The organism is Streptomyces gossypii (assembly GCF_025165795.1).
GTDB classification, from domain to species: domain Bacteria; phylum Actinomycetota; class Actinomycetes; order Streptomycetales; family Streptomycetaceae; genus Streptomyces; species Streptomyces gossypii.
In genome coordinates this window covers 83,617-105,139 of the sequence record NZ_JAJAGO010000008.1, presented here as the reverse complement: position 1 = coordinate 105,139, position 21,523 = coordinate 83,617, and the positions used below count along the sequence as shown (strand labels likewise).

17 protein-coding genes are annotated in these 21,523 nt (G+C 73.1%); 3 read left to right on the top strand and 14 right to left on the bottom strand.

The genetic code is table 11. The annotated features are described in order from the left end of the window. Positions 1-45: 45 nt before the first annotated feature. Entirely contained in the window at positions 46-903 is an 858-nt protein-coding gene (locus LHJ74_RS18220; protein WP_260219134.1) for a lysozyme, read from the bottom strand. A gap of 427 nt (positions 904-1,330) precedes the next feature. Here LHJ74_RS18220 and LHJ74_RS18215 point away from each other — a divergent pair, with 427 nt between their 5' ends. Beyond that, positions 1,331-1,753: a MarR family winged helix-turn-helix transcriptional regulator gene (locus LHJ74_RS18215; protein ID WP_260219365.1), complete on the top strand. Its 423-nt coding sequence runs from the start codon at positions 1,331-1,333 to the stop codon at positions 1,751-1,753. A 3-nt stretch (positions 1,754-1,756) separates the two neighbouring features. On the opposite strand, the gene LHJ74_RS18210 is transcribed toward LHJ74_RS18215, so the two are convergent. Further along, positions 1,757-2,623 (bottom strand): protein phosphatase 2C domain-containing protein, encoded by an 867-nt coding sequence (locus LHJ74_RS18210; protein ID WP_260219133.1) that lies wholly within the window; start codon positions 2,621-2,623, stop codon positions 1,757-1,759. A 574-nt stretch (positions 2,624-3,197) separates the two neighbouring features. Here LHJ74_RS18210 and LHJ74_RS18205 point away from each other — a divergent pair. Further along, complete coding sequence (locus tag LHJ74_RS18205; RefSeq protein ID WP_260219132.1) at positions 3,198-5,900, top strand: nitrate- and nitrite sensing domain-containing protein; 2,703 nt, start codon at positions 3,198-3,200, stop codon at positions 5,898-5,900. Next, positions 5,897-6,433 carry a roadblock/LC7 domain-containing protein gene (locus LHJ74_RS18200; RefSeq protein ID WP_260219131.1) on the top strand — a complete coding sequence of 179 codons (537 nt, stop codon included), beginning with the start codon at positions 5,897-5,899 and terminating at the stop codon, positions 6,431-6,433. Before LHJ74_RS18205 ends, LHJ74_RS18200 begins: the two co-directional genes overlap by 4 nt. A 15-nt stretch (positions 6,434-6,448) precedes the next feature. Here LHJ74_RS18200 and LHJ74_RS18195 read toward each other — a convergent pair whose 3' ends face one another. The 12 genes from LHJ74_RS18195 to LHJ74_RS18140 form a co-directional block, all read right to left on the bottom strand. After that, entirely contained in the window at positions 6,449-7,720 is a 1,272-nt protein-coding gene (locus tag LHJ74_RS18195) for a C40 family peptidase (protein WP_260219130.1), read from the bottom strand. A gap of 304 nt (positions 7,721-8,024) precedes the next feature. Next, a complete protein-coding gene (locus LHJ74_RS18190; RefSeq protein ID WP_260219129.1) occupies positions 8,025-10,391 on the bottom strand; it encodes a serine/threonine-protein kinase in 2,367 nt (788 codons plus the stop codon). 15 nt (positions 10,392-10,406) lie between these two features. Continuing rightward, positions 10,407-12,905 carry an outer membrane protein assembly factor BamB family protein gene (locus tag LHJ74_RS18185; protein ID WP_260219128.1) on the bottom strand — a complete coding sequence of 833 codons (2,499 nt, stop codon included), beginning with the start codon at positions 12,903-12,905 and terminating at the stop codon, positions 10,407-10,409. 114 nt (positions 12,906-13,019) lie between these two features. After that, on the bottom strand, positions 13,020-15,200 hold the full coding sequence (locus LHJ74_RS18180; RefSeq protein WP_260219127.1) for a serine/threonine-protein kinase: 2,181 nt from the start codon (positions 15,198-15,200) through the stop codon (positions 13,020-13,022). Between the two features lie 157 nt (positions 15,201-15,357). Further along, positions 15,358-16,554, bottom strand: a complete 1,197-nt coding sequence (locus LHJ74_RS18175; protein ID WP_311203321.1) for a chitinase — start codon at positions 16,552-16,554, stop codon at positions 15,358-15,360. A 156-nt stretch (positions 16,555-16,710) separates the two neighbouring features. After that, on the bottom strand, positions 16,711-17,019 hold the full coding sequence (locus LHJ74_RS18170) for a DUF8847 domain-containing protein (protein WP_260219126.1): 309 nt from the start codon (positions 17,017-17,019) through the stop codon (positions 16,711-16,713). A 4-nt stretch (positions 17,020-17,023) separates the two neighbouring features. After that, a complete protein-coding gene (gene soxR / locus LHJ74_RS18165) occupies positions 17,024-17,524 on the bottom strand; it encodes a redox-sensitive transcriptional activator SoxR (RefSeq protein ID WP_260219125.1) in 501 nt (166 codons plus the stop codon). A gap of 32 nt (positions 17,525-17,556) precedes the next feature. After that, positions 17,557-18,294, bottom strand: coding sequence for a TetR/AcrR family transcriptional regulator (locus LHJ74_RS18160; protein ID WP_260219124.1), 738 nt, complete (start codon positions 18,292-18,294; stop codon positions 17,557-17,559). Positions 18,295-18,354: 60 nt separating this feature from the next. Then, positions 18,355-19,302, bottom strand: coding sequence for an AurF N-oxygenase family protein (locus LHJ74_RS18155; protein ID WP_260219123.1), 948 nt, complete (start codon positions 19,300-19,302; stop codon positions 18,355-18,357). Between the two features lie 334 nt (positions 19,303-19,636). Next, the gene (locus LHJ74_RS18150) at positions 19,637-20,050 is read right to left on the bottom strand and encodes an SH3 domain-containing protein (protein ID WP_260219122.1); all 414 of its coding nucleotides are present in this window, start codon (positions 20,048-20,050) and stop codon (positions 19,637-19,639) included. Between the two features lie 186 nt (positions 20,051-20,236). After that, the gene (locus tag LHJ74_RS18145) at positions 20,237-20,599 is read right to left on the bottom strand and encodes a hypothetical protein (RefSeq protein ID WP_260219121.1); all 363 of its coding nucleotides are present in this window, start codon (positions 20,597-20,599) and stop codon (positions 20,237-20,239) included. Between the two features lie 37 nt (positions 20,600-20,636). After that, positions 20,637-21,500 carry an ABC transporter ATP-binding protein gene (locus LHJ74_RS18140; RefSeq protein WP_260219120.1) on the bottom strand — a complete coding sequence of 288 codons (864 nt, stop codon included), beginning with the start codon at positions 21,498-21,500 and terminating at the stop codon, positions 20,637-20,639. Positions 21,501-21,523 lie beyond the last annotated feature (23 nt).

The following is a 21,523-nucleotide window of genomic DNA, read 5'->3' as shown; positions in this document are numbered from 1 at the left end:
GACCACTCCTGGTCCGTGGATGACAGGCGGGCAGGCTCTGCCCGGTCAGCCGTTGTTGGCGAGGACCTTCAGCCGGTCGTAGGAGCCGTTGAAGACGTTGTGGTCACCGACGATCGGTCCGGTGGAGGTGTACTGCCAGAAGGTGTGGAAGCCCCAGCCGTTCGGCAGTGTCCCCGGGGAGGACGCGTAGCGGGCGATCCACAGCGGGTTGGTGTTGCCGAAGCTGCTGTTGTTCCCGGTGCACTGGCTCCACCAGTTGGTCGTGGTGTAGATCACCGCGTCCCGGCCGGTGCGGGCCTTGTAGGTGGTGGTGAAGTCGCGGATCCAGCTGACCATCGCGGCGTCGCTCTTGCCGTAGCAGGTGGCTCCGTACGGGTTGTACTCGATGTCCAGCACGCCCGGCAGGGTCTTGCCGTCCTTGGACCAGCCGCCGCCGTTGCTGGCGAAGAAGTTGGCCTGGGCCGCGCCGCTGGAGTCGCTCGGGTTCGCGAAGTGGTACGCGCCGCGGATCATGCCGACGTTGTACGAGCCGTTGTACTGCTGGGCGAAGTAGGGGTTCTCGTAGTAGGTGCCCTCGGTGGCCTTGGCGTAGGCCCAGCGGACCCCGCTGTTCCAGAGACTGCTCCAGTTGACGTTGCCCTGGTGACTGGCGACGTCGACCCCTTCCACGGTCGCCGCGAGGCTCTGCGGCGGTCCGCTGTACGGTTCGCCGCCCTCGTTCTCCTCGACGGTCATACCCATGTACGCGTCACCGCGCTTGACCGGGCCCTTGTCGCCCTCGCCCGGGGCGGCTGATGCGGCGCCCGGGAGGGCGAGGACGAGCGCGAGCGCGGAGAGGAGAAGTGCGGCCGCGGTCGCTGTTGAGCGCAGACGGGGGGTGGTACCGGATCTGTAGCTGGGCATCGCTGCCTCCGGAGATCTCAGTGGGGTGGGGGGGACCGTGGGGGGTCGTCGCCTCGGCATGCTCGTCCGCGAACACATTCCTCTACGTGTGCCGTATTCTCTTGTGTTCTTGACCTGGTGTGAGCATGTCAGGGCGAAGATACGCGCGTAGACACGCCCAGCGGAAGGGGACCGGGCGCCGCCGTTGGTCTACTCCTGCGAAATACTGGCCTAGCTGCGACGATCGCGAGCGCTGGCAGAAACTTTCATGCTGGAGAAAGCCGGAGGGGGTGCTGACGTGCACGAGCCCGTAACCGAGGACGACGCGCCGAACAGCCCACGCAGTGGTGTGACCCGCGGAGCGGAGAGGGCCTTCCCCCGCTCGGGGGAGAGCGGTCCCGGGGAGGGCGGTTCCTACGGACCGGAGTATCTCGACCTCGAACGCGAGTTGACGGTGTTCCTGCGGCGTGCCCGTGCCTCCTCGGGCGAGATGGCCCGCGAGGTCCACCCGGATCTGGAGCCTGCCGCCTATGGCCTGCTCGTACGGCTCGAGGACGCCGGGCCGCAGCGGGCGACCGACCTGGCCGCCTACTTCGGCGTGGGCAAGGCCACGATGAGCCGCCAGCTGTCCGCCCTGGAACGGCTCGGCCTCGTATCCCGCACCAGGGACCCGGCCGACGGGCGCGCCTCGCTCGTCGAGCTGGCGGAGGTGGGCCGTACCCGTTTCACCCGCGTACGCAGTGCCCGGCGCGCCGAGTACCGCCGCAAGCTGGCGGCCTGGGAGCGGGGAGAGATCGCCGAACTCGCCCGCCTGCTGCACCGCCTCAACAGCCTCGCGGGCGGCGAGGAGGAGAGAGCCCCGCTCCCGTGATCTTCAAAGACCCTGGGGAGCCAGCTCCGCCAGTACGGCCGTCGCGTCGTCGTGGCGCTTGCCGCGGGGGAAGGCCGTGCAGCCCGGGTCCGCGGCCTCGGACGAGCGGACCCGGGAGATCAGTGCGTGCGGGCCCTCCTTCCGTACGAGGGCGGCCAGCGCCGCCCAGTCGCCCGTATGGAAGGTCTCGGTCCAGCGGGTCGCCCCGTCGGTGAGGCCGACCAGCGCGGAGACCTCGGGCCGCGGTGTGCTGCCCGTGACCGCCCGCGCGGCGACCGCCGGATCGGCAGCCGCCGTGTAGAAGCCGTCGCCGTCGGGCGCGTTGCGCAGCGCCTCCACGGCGCGGGCGTATGCCGCCCCGGCCGTGGCGCGCTCGGTGGAGCCGCGCGGCATCGCGCGGACCTCGCGGCGCATGGCGCTCACCTCGGGCGGCAGCTCGTCCAGACGGGGATCGAGCACGGGTGTCACCGAGCCGTCCCAGTGCTCCAGCAGCAGGGTGGAGTCCGAGAGCACCAGGTGTTCGACCCACTTGTCGTTCCAGCGGGCGATGACCACCGTCGCCTGCGGAGTGCGCGGGTGAGAAAGGTCACAGGTCGGACGGTGTGTCTCGGCGGTGCGGAAGACGGCCCCGGCCAGACAGTCGGCAAGCGCCAGATCCCGGCGGGCGGTGCAGAGTTCGAGGAGCGCGCTGCCCAGCCGGGCCGTGAACCATGGCACCCCGTGCACGCAGCCGTCCTCGTCCGGGGGCGGGGTCACCCCGTCGAGCACCACGAGAGTGCCGCCGTCACCTGACGCGGGTAGCGCCACCGATGTGTAGTCCTCGTTGGGGCGCTGGGGGTTGCCCGGCTCGCTCGCCATTTCGATCCGCATGGGCCCAATACTGCCGGAGCCGTCGTCGGACCGGTCACTCAGCAGTCACCGAGTCAGGGCGGGTGGCGGCCGAGTGGTCTGGACAATCAACCGGCCCAGCCGTCGGACCAGCGGCTTGGCCGGCGGCTCAGCGTGCCGCCGGCCGCTTCGGTGAGCCGATGGGGGACGCTCCCTGAAGCTGCGGGCGGGCATACTGCCAGGCGCTCGCCGGGATTTCCAACCCGCCCAGCGCCGGGCCCCGGTGAAGGCACCGGCGCGAGTTGTACGCCAACTCCCGGTTGATGTTCACTCCTTCGGATGGTGCGGTGGAGGAAACGCGCCCATCCCATTTCGATCCTGGAAAGGTCGGACGTCGTGAGTCCGGGGCGGGCCCTTCTCGCGCCGTACGAACCGGTTGTGTGCCGTACGCGTCGGACGCCGTACGCATCGGGTGGTGGGCCGGTCATGCGAGATTGGCTACGCGGGTCGGCCGGACGAGATGTCCGGCAAGCTGGACTCGAGTTGGACTGTCGCCTCCGGGGCCCGACCCCGGCCGGGCGGGACGAGATTGCGAGCACGGGTGCGGACGAAGCGAGTGCGGACGAAGCGACTTCGGAAACCTGGCGGCACGGCAGCCGCCCCGCTGACCCCTACGCCACGGCGGGCGCGTGTACGCAACCGGCTGCTCGTCTCCGTCACACTGTGCGCGCTGGCCGTCGTCGGCGCGGGGGCGCCGGGCGTCTTCGCCGCCTGGGGAGAGCTCTCCGACTCCCAGGACCGCGTCGACCGCGCCGCGCTGAACCAGCGTGCCCTCGCCCTGGCGCATTCCCTCGCCGATGAGCGGGACGACATGGTCGCGTATGCGGCCGCGCGGGGTGGCGGTGGCGAGAAGGGCGTGAGCACCTCGCGGCGGGCCCGGGTCGACCGGCAGATCGGCGACGTGCTCGGTTCCGACGCCGTACCGGCCGGGGTGCGCCGGAAGCTCGGGGCGGTGCCGGAGACACGGCAGCGGGCCCTTGCCAGCGCGAAGAGCGCCAAGGCCGGAGGCGCCCACGACACGTACGAGAACTACACCGAGGCGGTGCGCGGGCTCCAGGAGATCTCGCGCGCCGCGGCCCGCTCGGACTCCGGCGCCGCCGCCGCGACGGCCGAGGCGCTGCCCGACCTCGGCCGGGCCGTCGAGCAGGCGTCGGCCACCCGCGGCCTGCTGCGCGGCGCGCTGGCGGCCGGCGGCTCCCAGCGGCAACTGACCACCGCGGCACAGCACTCGCACCTGCGCTCCGAGGCCGCGCTCGCGGACTTCGACCAGCTCGCCGGTGAACCGGCCCGCGAGACCTACGAGGAGACGCTGACCGGCGCCGAGATCACCACCGCACAGCGCTATCTGGCCCGGCTCACCGACGGCCCCGCGCTCACGCCCGCCGACCGCACGGTGAACGCCGACAGGGTGCGCTCCGCTCTCTCCGCCCGCCTCGCCGCGATGCGCAGCGTCCACTCCTCCCTCGCCGCCGACGAGCTGAGCCGTCTGGAGCAGCTCCGGGACGAGGAAGTGACGGCGCTCGAAATCCGGTTCGCGCTGGTGGCCGCCTGTCTGCTGGTGGCGGTGGGAATCAGCGTGCAGACGGCGCGCTCGGTGGCCCGCCCGCTGGCCGTACTGCGGCGCGGTGCGGAGCGGCTGGCCGGAGAACCGGCCGGAGGCGAGCCGGTGGAGCTGCGCGGCGGCCGGAACGACGAGTTCGCCGACGCCGTACGCGCACTGAACCAGCTGCGTGAGAGCGTCGCCGACCTCCAGGAGCGCGCGGTCGGGGCTGAGACCGACAGCATCGAACTGGCCGGTGCCAAGGCCGAGCTGACCGCCGAGCACGAGCGTCTCCAGGCCGAGTGCGAGATCCTCGCCAGGCGGCTCGAAGAGGCGTCCCGCGTGCCGGGCGGCGCCATCGAGGAGCTGGGCCGGCGCACGCTCGGACTCGTCGAACGGCAGCTCCGCGTCGTCGAGTCGCTGGAGGCGGACGAAGCCGATCCGGACCGGCTCGGCAAGCTGTTCGCCCTCGACCACCTGGCCACCCGGATACGCCGTCACGGCGAGGGCCTGCTGCTGTTCGCCGGTGCCCCCAACTCCACGGCTCTGGGGGCCGGTCCGGTGCCGCTGCTGGACGTGCTGCGAGCCGCGGTGAGCGAGATAGAGCAGTACGAGCGCGTCCGGCTGGACTCGCTGCCGCCCGGCGCGCAGGTGTCCGGCATCGCCGCGGACGACATCACCCACCTCGTCGCCGAACTGCTGGACAACGCCACCGCGTTCTCCGTCCCGGACTCCGAAGTGCGGGTGAGCGGGCGGACGCTGCGCAGCGGTGAGATCACGCTCTCCGTCGAGGACGGCGGAAGCGGCATGACGGGGGAGCGGCTGGCCGAGCTCAACGCGCAGCTGGACGCCCTGGAGTCCAGGGAACCAGGTGGCAGCCCCGGAATGGGGCTGGGGCTCGAACTCGTCGCCCGGCTGGCGGCCCGCCACCGGGTGCGGGTGCAGCTGCGAGAGCAGGCCCGGGGCGGCATCGCGGCGGCGGTGACCCTGCCCCGCGCCCTGCTGACCGGGCACGCCGTGCCGGAGCACGTGGAGCCCGAGCCCGCGAGCGACGCCGGACACGGGACGGCACCGGACGCGTCCGCGTCGCTGCGGGAGGCCGTGCCGGGCGCGCTGCCCGTACGGCGGCGGCCCGCCGACCGGGACACGGCGGCCGTACCGGGGCCGCGGAGGCCGGCGTCCCGTGGCGAAGCGGCGCCTCCGGGAGCGGTGCTCGGCAGCCCGGTCCCGACGCCGGACCCGGACGAGCACTTGCCGGACGCGTATCTGCCGGACGAGTACCTGCCGGGCTCGTACGACCCGGATCAGCACGAGCGGGACCAGCACGAGCGGGCGGGGCATACGGCGCCGGGTGCGGAGACACGCACGGCCGAGGCGGAGGTGTCCGCGCCCGAGCCCGAGGTGTCCGCGCCCGAGCCTGCGGGCGAGGCCGGGACTGCCGCCCCCGCCCCCGGGCAGGAGCGGACCGGGACGGGGCTGCCGGTGCGCGTGCCGGGTACGGCCGCGCCCGGCCCCACACCACCGCCCCGCAAGGGCGGGGTGGACGCGGAGGCGCTGCGCAGACAGCTGGGCGGGTTCCAGCGCGGATCACGGGACGGACACCGGGACGCGGCGGAGGAGACCGCCCTCGTAGGCCACGAGGCGAACGCAGAGAACGCTCAGGACACTCAAGACGCCCAGGACACTCAGGACGCTGAGGACGAGGAGGCACGCCCGTGAACGCTCCCACAGCACGGGACGCGACGGACAGCGGTGAGGTGCGCAGCCTGCGCTGGCTGCTGGCGGACCTTGTCGAGGAGGCACCCGGAGTCCGCTCCGTGGCCGTCGTGTCGTCGGACGGTGTGCTGCTGATCTCCTCCGATCCGCAGTCGGATCCGCAGTCCGGCCCGGAGGCGGAGCCCGGCCAGGACCAGGACGGGGAGCCCGGCCAGGAGCCCGGCCAGGACCACGGCCAGGGCCCTCGTGGCTCCAGCGCCGACCTCGCCACCATCGTCTCCGGGCTCGCCTCGCTGACGGCGGGTGCCGCCAGTCTGATGGAGGCCGGCGAGGTGAAGCAGACGATGGTCGCCATGGAGGAGGGCAGCCTCTTCGTGATGGCGATCAGTGACGGCTCACTGCTGGGCGTCCACGCCATGCCGGACTGCGACATGAGCGTGATCGCCTATCAGATGGCCCGGTTCGTGGGCCGTGCCGGGCACGTCCTCTCGCCGGAGATCCGTTCCGAGCTGCGCCGGTCGGCGGTGGACGGGTAGCGGATCGGTGCGCGCTCAGCCGGACGGCGCGGCGGCGTCGTAGCCCGCGTCGTCGCCGGCGCCCTGACCTCCCTGGTTTCCCTGGCCGCCCCGTTCGTCGCCGGTCGGCAGCGGGGGCGGGTCGTAGAAGGGCAGCGGCCGGGACTCCGGGTCCGGCCGCACCGCGCCGAGCACCGGATTCGCGGCGATCGGCGACACCTTGACCTGCGCGCCGGGCCGTGGCGCGTGCACGATCATGCCGCGTCCCGCGTACAGGCCGACGTGGGTGGCGCGGGTGAAGTAGACGACCAGGTCACCGGGGCGCAGCTCATGCAGGGGCACCTGTTCCAGCTGCCGCCACTGCTGCTGGCTGGTGCGCGGGATGGAGTGCCCGGCCTGCTCCCAGGCGCGCGCGGTCAGACCCGAGCAGTCGAACGATCCGGGGCCCTCCGCGCCCCACGCGTACGGCTTGCCCTGCTGGGCGAGCGCGTAGGAGAGCGCGCGTGCGCCCTGCCGGGTCGGCGTCCGCGCGGCGCCCGCCGCACCGCCGAGTGTCCCTTCGGCCAGGAACGCGTCCTGGGAGCGTGCCGTCCGGGTGTCCTCCAGCTCGCGCAACTGTGCGAGTTTGCTCGGGGGGAGTGAGGTCAGCAGCTTCTCCACCTGGCGCAGCCTGGCGCGTGCCCGGTCGCGGTGTGCCTTCCGTCCGTCCGCGAGCCGCCGCTGCCGGTCGAACGCGCGCTGTGCGCGGGCGGCCAGCGCCTGTTCGCGGCGCTCGGCACTGGTGAGCCGCTTCACGGTGCGGGCCTGGCGGCTGACGGCGCGCTCCAGCGCGTGGGCGTTGGCCAGCGCGCGCGCCGGGTCGTCGGCCAGCATCAGCTGTGCGTCCGCCGGAAGCACCAGCGCGCCGCTGCGGTACTGGCTGCGGGCGAGGCGGCCCGCCTCGTCACGGCCCTCGTCCACCGAGCTGCGGGTGCGTGACAGTTGGCGGCCGAGCTTCTCGGCCTTGGTCCGCTGGGTCGCCAGCTTCTGCCCGGCGCTCTTGTACGCCTCGGCGGCTGCCTCGGTCCGCTGGTAGAGGGTGTCCAGTTCGGTCAGCAGCTCGCTGACCGGCCGGTCGGCGAGGGCGGCTCGGGCGGCGGGTTCGGCCTGTTCAGCAGGCTCGGCGGGTTCCAGTCGGAGTACGGGCTCTGCGGGCAGCGCGGGCAGCGAGGGTTGTGCGGGCAGCGCGGGCTGCGCGGCCAGGACGACCGCCGTTGCCGTGGCCACCGTCAACGCGGTTGCGGACCGTACGGACTTCAGCTGACTCACCTCCGGGAAGGGGTATCCCGGTGATCGTGAGCACCTCGCGGGCCGCCCCGCGCGCTGGACTGGGCGAGTCCGCCCAACCCGGTCACTCGTTGGGGGAGCGCCGTCACCCGACCGGCCCGCTCGGCATCCCCGGACTGCCCTAGGGCGTGTTTCGAAAGTCCCGCCTGGCCCGCGGCGTCTGGCACGCACGCTCGCTGCGTTTGTCGGAGTCGCCCGAGTAACCCATTACGAGGGCGATCCTCCGCCTTGCGAGCGCACGCACCAGACGCCGCGGGCCTTACCGGCGCTACTTTCGAAACACGCCCTAGCGGCCCAGGGGCAGCGCGAGGACATGGGGGCCGCGGGCCGCGTACAGCCGTTTTCCGTCGGCGGCGAGGTGGGTGTCCGATCCGCTGTACTCGTTCTCCCTGATCCGCCAGGTCCCCTTACCGGTGCGGGCGTCGAGTGCGGCCAGTACGATCCTGCCGCCCGGAAGCGGCGGGAAGACCAGGCCGTCCGCGACCGTCACCGGGGCCGGTGGCTGTCCGAGTTGCCCGTCCGAGCGCCAGCGCCACCGTCGCCGTCCGGTGGCGAGATCGAACGCCGTCACGGACTGCCCGGGTGTCGTCGCGTACACGCTGCCGCCGGAAACCGCCGGGGCGCCGAACACGGCGTCGCCCTGGTGCCGGTCCTCGGGGTCGTCCTTGCCGGGCCGCACGCTTTTCTCGCCGAGGCGCCACCTCGCCCGGCCGTCGGCGGGGTCGACCAGCAGCAGCTCCCGGCCCGAGACCAGCACCCCGTGCTTGCCTGCGGACACCACGGCGCGGTTCAGCGAGTCGTCGTCCTCGCGCACCGCGAGCAGTTCCGTCTCCCAGAGCCGGGAGCCGTCCTTGAGGTCGTACGCCCGCAGCGTGTCCGCCTCGCAGAGCAGCAGCCGCCGACCGGACACGACTCCGCTGGTGGAACCGGCCGCGCCGGGCGCGATGGCGCGCTGCCACAGCATCCGGGCGCGGTCGATGTCGTACGCGAACAGATACCGGTCCAGCGGACCTTCGGTCGTGCCGTCGCCGCCGCCGGGCAGGCCGCTCCGGGGCGTGCGCTGCCCGACGGCGAAGAGCGTACGGCCGTGGAAGGCGACGGCCGGGGAGCCCGCGAGCCGGTCGAAGCGGACGCCGAGCGGGTCGGAGTACCAGGTGCGTCCGTCGGCGGTGGCGACGAAGGCGAGGCGGTCCTCGTCCTGGGAGTACAGAGCCGACAGCACGACGGTCGCACCGTCCGGGGTGGCGACCGGATGATTTCCGGCCACGCCCTGCGCGGACCAGCGCACGCTGCCGCTCGCGACGTCGATGCCGTACATCTCGCCGGCCGTCTCCGTACGCGCCGCCAGCACGTCCCCCGCCAGCTCGGGCCGGCCGAGCGAGAGCAGCCCGCCGCGGTACTCCCACAGCGGGCGAGGGGCGGTGCCCTTGGCCCGGCGCCCTCCCGCACCCTGGGACGGTGACGGCGAGCCGTCCGCGCTCGGGCCCGCCGAGGCCGGTGCTCCGGGCCGGGCGGCCCGGCCTGCGGCGTACGCTGCCGTGCCCGCCGCCGCGGCGAGCGCGAGCGTCCCGGCCGCGCCGAGAAGCAGCGCGCGGCGGCCCGGCCGGGCGCCGGCGCCGGTGCCGCCACTCCCGCTCGCGGTGCGCTGCCCCGCGTCGGCCCCTGTGGGCCGCGGCGCGTCCGCGGGCGCGGCTTCCGGGACCTGGTGGCTGTCCGGGACGTCCCAGCGCAGGGTCGTACGGGCGGCGATGTCGGCGAGGACCGGCGCCGGGAGCAGCGCGGAGAAGGGCGGCGCGTCCACGTCCTCCGGGCACAGCAGCCGGGTGAGTTCGGCGGCGCTGGGCCGCTCGGTCGGGTCCTTCGCCAGGGCGCGTGCCAGCAGCCGGTGCAGCGAGCCGTCCGGATCTGCCGCCGCCAGCTCCGCGAGCTCCGGCTGCCCGTGGACCACCCGGTAGAGCAGTTCCTCGGAGGTGCCGTGCCCGAACGGGCCGCGACCGGTCGCGGCGAAGACGATGACCCCGGCGAGCGCGAACACGTCGGAGTACGGCGTCGACGCGCGGCCGTCCGCCTGCTCGGGCGCCATGTAGGCGGCGGAGCCCAGCACATAGCCGGTACGGGTCAGCCGCCGGCCTCCCTCGGACAGTGCGATCCCGAAGTCGATCACCCGTGGGCCGTCGGCGGTCACCAGTACGTTCGACGGTTTGAGGTCGCGGTGGACCAGCTGGCCCCGGTGCACGGCGGCAAGCGCCCCGGCCAGTCCGCCGCCCAGCGCACGTACGGCTGCGGGCGACCAGGCGCCGTACGCCTCCACCGCGTCCTGGAGGGTCGGGGCCAGCAGGTATTCGGTGGCCAGCCAGGGGCGCGGCCCCTCGGTGTCGGCGTCGACGACGGCTGCGAAGTGCCTGGCGCCGGGGGCGGCTTGGTTCAGGAGCGCCCGGGTGGTGCGTACCTCCTCGCGGAAGCGGGCGCGGAACTCGGCCTCCCGCGCGAGGGCCGGGTGCACGACCTTGAGCGCGACCGTACGGCCGCCGGGGGAGCGGGCCAGGTAGACGGTGCCCATGCCGCCCGCGCCGAGCCGGCCGAGCAGCCGCCAGTGGCCGAGGCTCTCCGGGTCGTGCGGGAGCAGCGGCTTGGGGCGTGCGGTGGTGTGCATGCCGCGGATCTCCTCTCAGTCGACGGGGAAGGCGAAGGCCGAGGCGCTGTGCGTCACGAGGATCCGGTCGCCCGCCGGGTACACCCGGTATTTCTGCAGGGAATCGCCCTCGGTCTGCCGGAACCGCCAGAGCAGGCTTCCGGTGCGGGCGTCCATCGCCACCACGCCCGAACTCGACGCCGCGAGCAGGGTCCTGCCCGACGCACTGGTCTCCAGCACGGGTTGGTCCCCCCAGACGGAGTCGGCATCCACCGCCCTGCGCCACACTTCCCGGCCGTCGTCCGGGTCGACGGCGAAGACGGTGCGACCGCTGTCGGCCACATAGAGGCGGCTCTGCCGCTTCCTGCCGTCCGCACCGCCCTTGCCCTTCTTGCCACTTGGGGGAGCGGGACGGTGGGCGATCGGGCCGAGTCTGCTCTCGCCGTCGCTGACCAGCGGCCTGGCCCAGCTCTTCTTGCCCGACTCGGCGGTCAGCGCGCGCAGTTCGTCGCTCTGGGCCGCGTAGAGGGTGGCGGCGGACGGGGAGAGGGCCAGCGGGGCATCGGCCTCCAGGTCCTCCAGCGTGCGCTGCCACCGGCGCCTGCCGTCGGAGAGACGGTAGGAGGCCAGTCGGGGATGGTCCTCCGCCGACCGCACGAGGACGAGGGACGAGCCGGTCTCCCGCAGACTCGTCGAGCTGCCGAGGGGAGCGTCCGGGAAGGGCACGTACCAGCGTTCCCGGCGCTCACGGAGGTCGTAGGCGGTAAGCACCTTGCGGGCGTCGTCGTCGTCGGCGGCGACGTTCAAGGCGGTGAGGAAGGCGACCCGGCCGTCGGCGGTGGCATGGAGCAGTTCGTCGGCGCTGCGCCCGCTGTAGTCGGCCGTGCCCGCCCGGTAGACGTCCGTGTCCCAGCGCCGCTGCCCCGTACGGGCCGAGAAGGCCACCAGCTTGCCCTTGTCGACAACTACCGCCAGTTCGGAGCTGATGAACCGCGAAGCGTGGACGCTGGACAGGTCGTTGCGGGACCAGACGGTCTTGCCGGTGCTCATGTCGATACCGACGGAGCCGTCCGTACCGATCATGATCGCGATCTCGTCCCGCCAGACCAGCGGCTCGTTCTTGACCGAGATGCCGCCCGGAAGGTCGTAGCGCCACAGGGCTCGGGGCGCGGTGCCGCGTGGCGGCTTCCGTGCGGAGGCGCCGGAGGTGCCGGACGGGGAACTGCCGGGGCTGGTGAGGGCGTCCAGGCCGCCGCCGCGCCCGGTCACCCAGCCCGCCAGCGCTCCGGCCCCCACCAGCACACCGGCGGCCCCGGCCGCGCCGGAGCGCAGCAGCGAGCGCCGGGAGCGGGCGGGTCCAAAGGCGGCCGGTCCTGATCCCGAACCTGACCTGGAGACGATGGGGAGGGTGCCCGTGCCGTCGCCCTCGGACGCCGGGACGGCCTCCGCCTCGGTGTCCTGGTCGGGCTCCGCCCGCTCATCCGCCTGCTCCTGCGGCTGGGTGCCGGGGCGGGCCTGGAGCGTCAACGTCGGGTGGTCGCCCGCCGGTGCCGCGCCGTCCGTACGAGGGCCCGGCACGCGCAGCATCCGGGTGCTCCGGTCCTCCCCGGCGGGCACCCCGTCCGGGGACTCCAGCGCCAGCACCTCGGACGCGCGGGCCGCGAGCGTGGCCACCACCCCTGCGGGCAGCGGTACGACGGGCCCGTCCGCCGCCAGCGGCGCGCGCAGCGCGGAGCGCAGCTTCGACAGCCGGGACTGCCCCTTCCGCGTGCCCCGCGTGCCCCGCGCACCCCGCGCGAACCGTCCGCCGGTCGTGCCCTCGCCGAGCGCCGAGCGCAGCGCTTCGTCCAGCGGTGGCGGAAGCGCCGCCGGTGCCCCCTCAAGGGCCGTACCGTCCCGGCCCGTCGCCGCGTGGGCGAGCACCGCACCCAGCGCGTGCACATCCGCCTCGGTCGTCTCCGGGGTGGCGGGCCGTGCGGTGCCCAGTCCGCCGAGCCGGGGCCCGTCGGCCGCCAGCGCCACCGCCTCGGGGCCGAGGCCGCCGTGTGCCCATCCGGCCTCGTGGAGCGTGCCCAGCGCGTCCGCGAGCGCCGTGCCCAGCGCGCGTACGGCGGCTTCGGGCAGTGGCCCGTGGTCCCGTACGAGTCCGGTCAGCGGGAGTGTCGGCACATAGGCGTAGGCCAGCCACGGCACGGCCGCGTCCGGGTCCGCGTCGATCAGCGGCACCACCCAGGGGCCGGCGGCCGCCGCCGTCGCCTCCGCCTCCCGGCGCAGCCGTTCGCGCAGCGCGGGGTCACCGGCCATGCCGGGGCGTACGGCGGTCAGGGACACGGTGCGCGCGTCGCGCGGGGAGCGGGCAAGATAGCGCCGGAGGCCGTCTTCGCGCCCCTCACCCGCGCTGCCCGTGCCCTGCGTGCCCTCCGCTTCCTCTGTGCTCTCCAGCAGCCGGAAGCCGCCCAGGGTGCGGGGATCCGCCGCGTCCAGGGGCTGTCCGCGCAGGTGTGCACGGAACGAGTCGTCTTGTTGTTCAGCCACGGTTGTCCAACTCCCCCGATCGCCGTGTGCGAGGAGCACCATAACGGCTGCGGGTGTACTCGGGCCCGCAGCGCCCGGCTCGCACACACGCTGGATGACCCGCTGGGGCAGGCGTCAGCACACCGGCATCGCCGTCAGCTGTCCTGCCTGGGTCAGGAAGATCCGGTTGCCCGCACCGGCCATCCGGGCGCGGCCGTCGCCCTGCTGGGTGTACACCCAGGCGGTCTTGCCGATCCGGGTGTCCGCGGCGGCCACTCCGGCATCTCCGGAGGTGTCCGCCACGGCCCAGGCGCTGTTGCCCTGTACCACCGGGGCGTCGCGGGGCAGGTCCTCGAAGTTGAGGGAGAGCGTCCAGACGTCGCCGCCGTCGGAGGCGGCGCGTGCGTACAACTCGGTGCCGTCCACCGCGTACAGCGTCCGTCCGTCACCGCCGGTGCCGTCACTGCCGTCCGCACTGCCGCCCGCACTGCTGCCGTCACTTCCGCCGCCGGATGCCGGTGACAGCGACGGGGCGCCCCAGCCCTTCTCGCTCGCGGCGGCCTGCGACCACTTCTCGCGGCCGTCCGTGAGGCCGATCGCGGTCAGTTCCCTCCCGCCCAGGAACGCGGTGCCGTCGGCGAGTGCCGGTGCGAGGACGTCCGGACCGCCCTCCCGTGGTCCCCAGGCGCGTCGGCCGTCCGCGGTGTCCAGTGCGGCGACCTTGCCGTCGGAGCCGCAGAGCACCAGCCGTCCTTCCGCCACCGCCGCTGCCGCGGGGTTCTCGGGGGAGGCGCGCACCGGGGTCCGTACGGTCCACAGCGCGCGCCGCGACTTCAGCCCGACCGCCCGCAGTTCGCCCTGCCGGGTGAGGAGGTAGACGGCGGTACGGTCCGCCGCCAGCAGCACCGCGGCGTCGGCTCGTGCGGCCGTCCACTCCGGCGTGCCGTCCCGGGTGCCCAGTGCCACCAGCGCTCCCTCGCCGTCGGCGGTGAGTACCAGCCCTTGCGCGGGGGCGAGCACGCGGGTTGCCGGGTCCGCGTCCGAGCGGCGCCAGCGCCGCTTCCCGTCGCGCACGCCGTACGCCGCCAGGCCGCCTCCGGCAGCGGCGACCACGACCATGTCGCGTACGGGCAGCGGGGCGGGGGCCCCGGCCGCCGCCACGTCCAGCGGACCCCACAGCGGCTGGGGCGCGGTGCCCTCGGTGTAGTCGGCCAAGGGCTCGGCGTCCCAGGGGCGCTGTCCGGACGGCGCGTCGCCGTCGCCACCGTCGCCGCCCTCCGTCCCGCGCCCGCGCAGCAGCCACCAGGCGAGCCCGCCGCCGCCCGCCGCGACCAGCGTCCCGCCCCCCGCCAGGGCGGCGGCGACACGGCGCCGGGTGGGGCCCTCCGGCACCGGCCCGGCCGAGTGCGGCTCCACCGACGGCGGTGCGGCGGCCAGCCGTCGGGCCGCCGTGTGCTCCCGCTCCGCGATGTCCTCCGCCAGCGGTCCGGTGCCCCATACGCGCCGGTCGCGGCGCGGTGCCGCCAGCGTCCGCGCCACCTGCGCCGGTCCGGGCCGCTCGGCGGGGTCTCCCGCCAGGCACGAGCGCGCCAGCTCACGGAACTCGAGCGGCACCGCGCCGAGTTCCGGTTCACCGTGCACCACCTGGTACTGCACGGCGGCCACATGCCCGCCGTCGTACGCCCGCTGCCCGCTGGACGCGAAGGCGAGCACGGCGCCCAGCGAGAACATGTCGCCCGCCGGGCCGGTGCGCCGCCCCAGCACCTGCTCGGGCGGTGCGTAGCCGGGGGTGGCGGGGGTCTGGCCGGTGGCGGTGAGGGTGAGCCCGTGCTCGGGGCGGGCGATGCCGAAGTCGATGACGCGTGGGCCCTGGGAGGTGAGCACGATGTTCGCCGGTTTGAGGTCCCGGTGCACCAGACCGGCCGCGTGGATGTCGCGCAGCGTGCGGGCGAGGGCGGCGGTCAGGGCCCGTACGGGGGTGGCGCCGAGCGGCCCGTAGCGTTCCACCGCCCGGTCGAGGGTGGGTCCGGCGAGGAACTCGGTGGCGATCCACTGCCGTCCGGCCTCGGTGCCCGACCCCAGCACCCGGGCCACGCCTGCGCTGCGCACGGACGCCGCCGACTCCGCCTCGCGCAGGAACCGTTGTGCCATCCCGGTGTCGTCCGCGAGTTCCGCGCGCAGCACCTTGACGGCGGCGGCGCGGCCCGTACGGTCGTCCCGCCCCAGATACACCTGGCCCATGCCGCCGCTGCCGAGGAGGCCGACCAGCCGGTAGGGGCCCAGTCGTGCCGGGTCCTCCGGGCGCAGTGTCTCCATCGGACCCCCCGATCCCCGCCGTACGCGCCTGCCGCACGGTCACCGTCCTGCCGTGACGGTTTCGCCGTCACCGTTTCTGAGGTGACCGTACCGACTGGGGCGGAACGGAGGCGTGCTGGGAGGGGGGCCGGGCCAGGAGGACGGCGGTGCCGCTCCGTCAGGAGCCGTAGTAGCTGTCGAAGTTCCTCATGAACCCGTAGCCGCTGTACCTGTCCCAGTTGATGGACCAGGTCATCAGGCCGCGCATTTGGGGCCAGCTGCCGTGCGGTTGGTACGAGCCGCAGCTGGTGCCCTTGTGCAGGCAGTCGAGCGCCTTCGTCACTTCGGCGGGCGGGGTGTGTCCGTTGCCCGCGTAGGGGGAGGCGGGCATGCCGATGGCGACCTGGGAGGGCTTCAGCGGCGGGAACACCTTGTCCGGGTCACCCGCGACCGGGAATCCGGTGAGCAGCATGTCGGTCATCGCGATGTGGAAGTCGGAGCCGCCCATGTGGTGGTACTGGTTGTCGAGGCCCATGATCGGGCCGGAGTTGTAGTCCTGCACGTGCAGCATGGTGAGGTCGTCCCGCATCGCGTGGATGACGGGCAGATAGGAGCCCGCGCGCGGGTCCTGTCCGCCCCACTTGCCGGAGCCGTAGAACTGGTAGCCGAGCTGTACGAAGAAGGTCTCCGGTGCCATGGTCAGCCCGAAGTCGGTGCCGTACCGGGCCTTGAGGGTCTTGAGCGCGTCGATCAGGTTGACGATGACCGGAGTCGTCGGGTTCCTGAAATCCGTGTCACCGGTGTTCAGCGAGAGTGAGTGGCCCTCGAAGTCGATGTCCAGCCCGTCGAGTCCGTAGCGGTCGATGATCGCGCTGACGGACTGCACGAACTTGTCCCGCGCGGCGGTGGTGGCCAGTTGGACCTGGCCGTTCTGGCCGCCGATGGAGAGCTGGACCTTCTTGCCCGCGGCCTGTTTCTCCGCCACCGCGGCCTTGAACTCCTCCTCCGTTTCCACGCCGGGGCACTCGCTCTGCGGGCAGAGTTCGAAGCGGATGTCACCGGAGGTGGTGGAGGTGGGTTCACCGAACGCGAGCTGGATGATGTCCCAGCTGTCGGGCACCTCGGAAAGCGGCGTGTAGCCGGAGCCGTTGGCGAAGCTGGTGTGCAGATAGCCCACCAGGGCGTGCTCGGGAAGTGCGGCGGTGCCGGTGCGCTCGGCGCCCTCGGCCTGCGGGCCGGCGTGGGCGCTGGTCACGAGCATGCCTGCGGCGAGCAGGCCGGTGAGGGCGGCGGTGAGCAGGCGCCGGGGGAAGGCCCGGCGGGCTCTGTGGGGGGATGGGGGGTGGGGGACGGTACGGCGGAGTCGCTGGCGCATGGGGTCGCTCCCGAATCGAATGCGGTACGGGACCTGCGGACGCTTGTGCGGCGAGCTGTCAGGCTGATTGGTCCGCCGCCCGGAAGTCATGACGATCTGGGAGGCATCCCGGGCGGCGTCCCTGGTCTGGGAGCAAACAGGACTAGACCAGTGTTGTCAATGGTCCGGACCAGAGCCATCCGGATTCTTCACACCACCCGAACCAGGGCGGCTCCAGGGCCACTTGGGCCCTCCGTCCGGACGTCCCTCCGGGTCGTACACATACCGCCACCCGCGCGGCAGCCGCAGCCGCTTGGTCAGCGCCGCGGGCTCCAGCCGATACACATGGACCACGCTCCGGCCGCCCTCCGGGCCCGGCACCGGCACCTCGTACGTCTTGGGCGGCCGTCCCGTCGCGCCCAGCAGCACCGGCAGTACCCGGCCGTCCAGCGGGCCGCCGCTGAAGGCGGTGTCCTCGCTCCGCACGCCGTCACTCCCCCATCGAGCAGCTGGGCGAGCAGGAGGGGTAGGCCGAGGGCTGTGCGAGACGGCGGGCTCCCGGACCCTCATGGCCCAGCTGGTCCTCCGGGTTGGTCAGCACGCAGACGTCGATCGACAGGCAGCCGCAGCCGATGCAGTCCGTGAGGTTGTCGCGCAGCTGCTGCATCAGCCGGATCCGCTCGTCGAGATCGCTGCGCCAGCCCTCGGAGACCCGGGCCCAGTCCTCGCGGGTGGGTGTGCGGTTGTCCGGCAGCAGCGCCAGCGCCTCGCGGATGGCGGCCAGTGGCATCCCCAGGCGCTGGGACGCCCGGATGAAGGCGACGCGCCGCAGCGTGTCACGGCTGTAGCGCCGCTGGTTGCCGGAGGTGCGCCTGCTGCGGATCAGGCCCTCCCGCTCATAGAAGCGCAGCGCGGAGGTGGCGACACCGGCGCGCTCAGCCAGCTCGCCGACGGTGGCTTCCTTGGCGTTCCAGGTCAGTTGAGTGGACATATGAGCAGCTTAGCGTGACCTTGAAGTCAGATTTAAGTCTCCGGTGTCGCCGGGGGGAGAGTCAGACGTACGGCATCGGACACGACCGGCACCAGCCGGCGCGCCAGATCGCCCACCGGCCCCGCCTCCTGCTCCTTGTCCAGTGCGCGCTGTGCCGCCTCCGCGGTCTGCGGGTCGCGCGCCGCCGTCGCCACCATCAAGGAGACGAAGTTGTCCAGCAGCCAGCCGTGCAGCTCCTCCAGCTCCGGCTGCTTCCCCTCGTCCAGCCAGATCAGTGAGGCGCCCTCGACCGCGCTGATCCAGGTCCGCACCATGACCCGCAGCCGCGGCCCGGGGGCCTCCGTACCCAGATGCAGCAGGATCTGCTCGGCCGCGGTGCGCCGTACCTCGTCCACGATGGCGGTCGTACGGGAGGTCTCGACCACGCTGCCGCCCTGCAGCAGCGCCATGAACCCGGCGTCGTGCTCGTCGACGAAGCGCAGATAGCGGCCCAGGGCCCGTGAGAGCCGCTCACTGAGCGGCCCGGTCCCGGCTTCCGCGAAGCACTGCTTCAGCTCGTCGGCGGCGGAGCGGAGCGCCGCCTCGTACAGCTGCTGCTTGCCGCCCGGGAAGTAGCGGTATACCAGCGGGCGCGAGACCCCGGCCAGCGCGGCGACTCCGTCCAGTGACACGTGCTCCGGAAGGCTGTGTGCGAAGAGTCGGAGTGCGGCCTCGATCAGCTGCCTTCGGCGCTGCTCGACGCTGAGCCTTCGGTACGCCGGGGCGGTCATGCCGGAAGCTTACGACCTCCCCCGCGACAGGGAGCGGGCCCCGACGCCCTGCGGCCTGCGTCAGGCCAGCAGGCCGGAACTCCTCCACAGCCTGCGGCCCGGACCGCGCAGGATGCCGATCTCGTCCAGGAAGTCGGTGAGCCGTTTGGCTCCCTGCTGCATCACCTCGCGGCGGTGGCCGCTCTCCTTCACCTGTGCGAGGGCCTCCCGGCGGTCCAGCCCCACGGCCTCGTAGACCTGAGGGTTGACGAAGGAGATGGAGAAGACGCGGGCCGCCTCGCCCGAGCTGAGCCTGGTCAGCTCCGCCTCCCAGCGCGGGCAGGTCGCCATCTGGCGGCGCAGTTCCTCCCGCGCGTACCGCACGTGCCGCGCCTCCTCGATCACATGGATGCGGGTGACGCCGCGCACCAGGGGCTGGACCCGCTCGTCCGGAAAGGTCAGCCGCTGCATCCAGTCGAGTATCTCCTCGCCCAGCAGGGTGCTGGTGAAGGAGCCCGGGGTGGTGGAGAAGGTCTTCAGGATCCGGCCGAGGTTGTGATGCAGCCGCGTGACCGGGTACGCGGGTGCGCCGCCCCTGGTGATCATGCGCGCGAACATCATCGAGTGGCGGCACTCGTCGGCGATCTCTGTGAGAGCGTACCGCACATGCGCGCTGGTCAGCGGCTTGTCATAGATATGCCGGACCAGCAGCTGCATGAGGATGACCTCGAACCAGATGCCCAGGGACGCCAGTGAGGCCGCCTCGTGCCGGGCGAGCTCGAAGCGCTGCTCCTCGGACATCCGCTTCCACATCGGGGTGTCGTAGAGGGAGACCAGCTCCGGCGGCCAGAACCACTTGCCGTCCTCCAGCGGAGCCTCCCAGTCCAGCTCGGTGTCCGGGTCGAAGGAGTGCTTGCGGGAGGACTCCAGGAGGCGCTCGGCGACCTGCTCGCGGTCCTTGAGCAGGCCGAGCGCGTCCCGCAGGACTTCGTTCTCGGCGGTCGGGGAGTTCCGGATCGTCGTCGTCATGGCTGAGCGCACCTCACTGGGGAGTGACCGAACAGGTGTTACCAGTGGTTACAACTGCTTGACTGTTATGAGACTGCGTGTCAGCAGTCGCGTCAATCCCCTGCGCCGCATTTCCTGACCCGGCAGTAAGGAATGGCCGGATCCGCCCGGCGGGCGGGTGGGGTGCTGGTGATCGCGGCAGGTGGACGGCACCGTGCCCCCAGGCCGCTCGGGCGGCTGGGGGCACGGTGGGCTTGAGCTCGCGTCGGCGCGGGGGCAACGGCCGCGGGGCCGTTCGCGCGTCAGGAGGTCGGTGGAGCTGTGGTCAGTAGAGTCGCGGTCAGTAGAGCCGCGGTCAGCGGAACTTGCACCAGTGCGGTGCCGCACCGATGTTGGCGATGTAGCGGGCGGACGCCCAGGCCCACCTGCCGTCCTTCAGCTTGTACCAGCGCGGGTTGCCGTTGATCCACTGGCCGTTGACCTTGCACTCGATCTTGACTGTCTGGCCGTACTTCAGGAAGCCGATCTGGCGGTAGCTCTGGCTCGGCCCGGAGCGGACCTTCAGGCCCGAACGGGCGATCACCTTGCCCCAGTAGGTCCTGGCGTCGGCCACCAGCGGTGTCTGCTCGGCGGAGATCGACTGCTTCGCGGGGACCGGGGCGGGCACCGGCGTGGTGTCGTTGGCCATCGCGGCGCCGGTGGCGGTCATGGCAGCCACTGCACCACCGGCGGCGCACATGGCGACCTTGGTGAATTTGGACTCAAGCACTTTCTGCCTCCTGTGGAGGGGGAGCGGACCCGGTGACGTGGGCCCTGGGAAGGACGCGGGGCACGGCCCGTAGCGGGCCGGTTACCCTCATGCCTTCATCACGCTAAATGTCCTACTTTGTGCGCGCAACTCGTCACCCTGTGCAGCTCCCTCCCGGCTGTTCGTCCCGGCGTGCTGATTCCGGGCTCAGGAGAGCAGCAGCCCCGCCACGGACAGCGCTCCCCAGCCGACCGACACAGCCGCCGCCTTGATCCGCTTGTCCCGGTCCGGCAGGGTCGCCCCGAGTAGCGCGGCGTCTCCGAAGTCCGCCGCGATCCGGACCAGCACGGCCGTCCGCAGCGCTGGGCCTTCCGGCGCGGTCGCCATCGCCAGTCCGCTCGCCATGTCCCGCAGCGCCAGCGGCCGCAGGCAGATCCCCGTCGCGGGGGCCACTCGTCCGGCCGGGTCCGTGAGGCCGGAGGGCCTGGCCAGCAGATCGGGCCGCGCCGTCACCGCCGCCCCGTACAGTGCCGTCGCCACGCCCACCGTCCGTACCAGGCCCACGCGCATCGTCCGTCCGCCCTCTCGCCGCCCGCCGCTACTCCGGTCACCGCACACTGTGCCGCACGGGGAACTCTCCGACACCGGCCGGTATGCCGCGCACTCCAGCCTCCGCGTGCACTCCTTCCTCCGCGTGCACTCCCGGCTGGGCCTCGTCGCCCAGATGCGCCATCCGTGCGGCGACCGTCTCCGCAGTCGGTCCGTCGATCCGGCCGGCCAGCCGCCCGTCCGCCAGGAAGAGCACCGAACCGGCGTACGCCGCGGCCACCGGATCGTGCGTCACCATCACCACCGTCTGGCCGTATGCCTGCACGGCCTCCTGGAGCAGACCGAGCACGTTCCGGGCGCCGGCGGTGTCCAGCGCGCCGGTCGGCTCGTCCGCGAAGATCACGTTCGGTTCGGTGACCAGTGCGCGTGCGATGGCGACCCGCTGCTGCTGGCCCCCGGACAGCTCCGAAGGACGGTGCCGCAGCCGCTCTCCCAGGCCGACCCGCGCCAGCGTCTCCTCGGCCCGGCCACGCCGCACCCGCTTGCCCGACAGCCGCAGCGGCAGGGTGACGTTCTCCAGCACGGTCAGCGTGTCGAGCAGGTTGAACTGCTGGAAGACGAAGCCGATCCGCCGCCTGCGGAACCTCGTCAGCTCCGCCTCGCCGCCACCCGACAGCTCGGCGCCGTCCACCGCGACGATGCCGCTGGTGGGGTCGTCCAGCCCGGCGGCGCACTGGAGCAGCGTGCTCTTGCCGGAGCCGGACGGCCCCATCACCGCGGTGAACGTCCCGGCGGGCAGGCTCAGGGAGACTCCGTCGAGTGCGGTCACCTGGTTCTCCGCTGTTCCGTAAACCTTGCGTACGGAGACCAGTCGCAGCGCCTCGGCGCTCGCGCCCGTACGCGCGTCGTGCGCTCGGAACATCTCGCTCACTCCCTCTCGGTGCG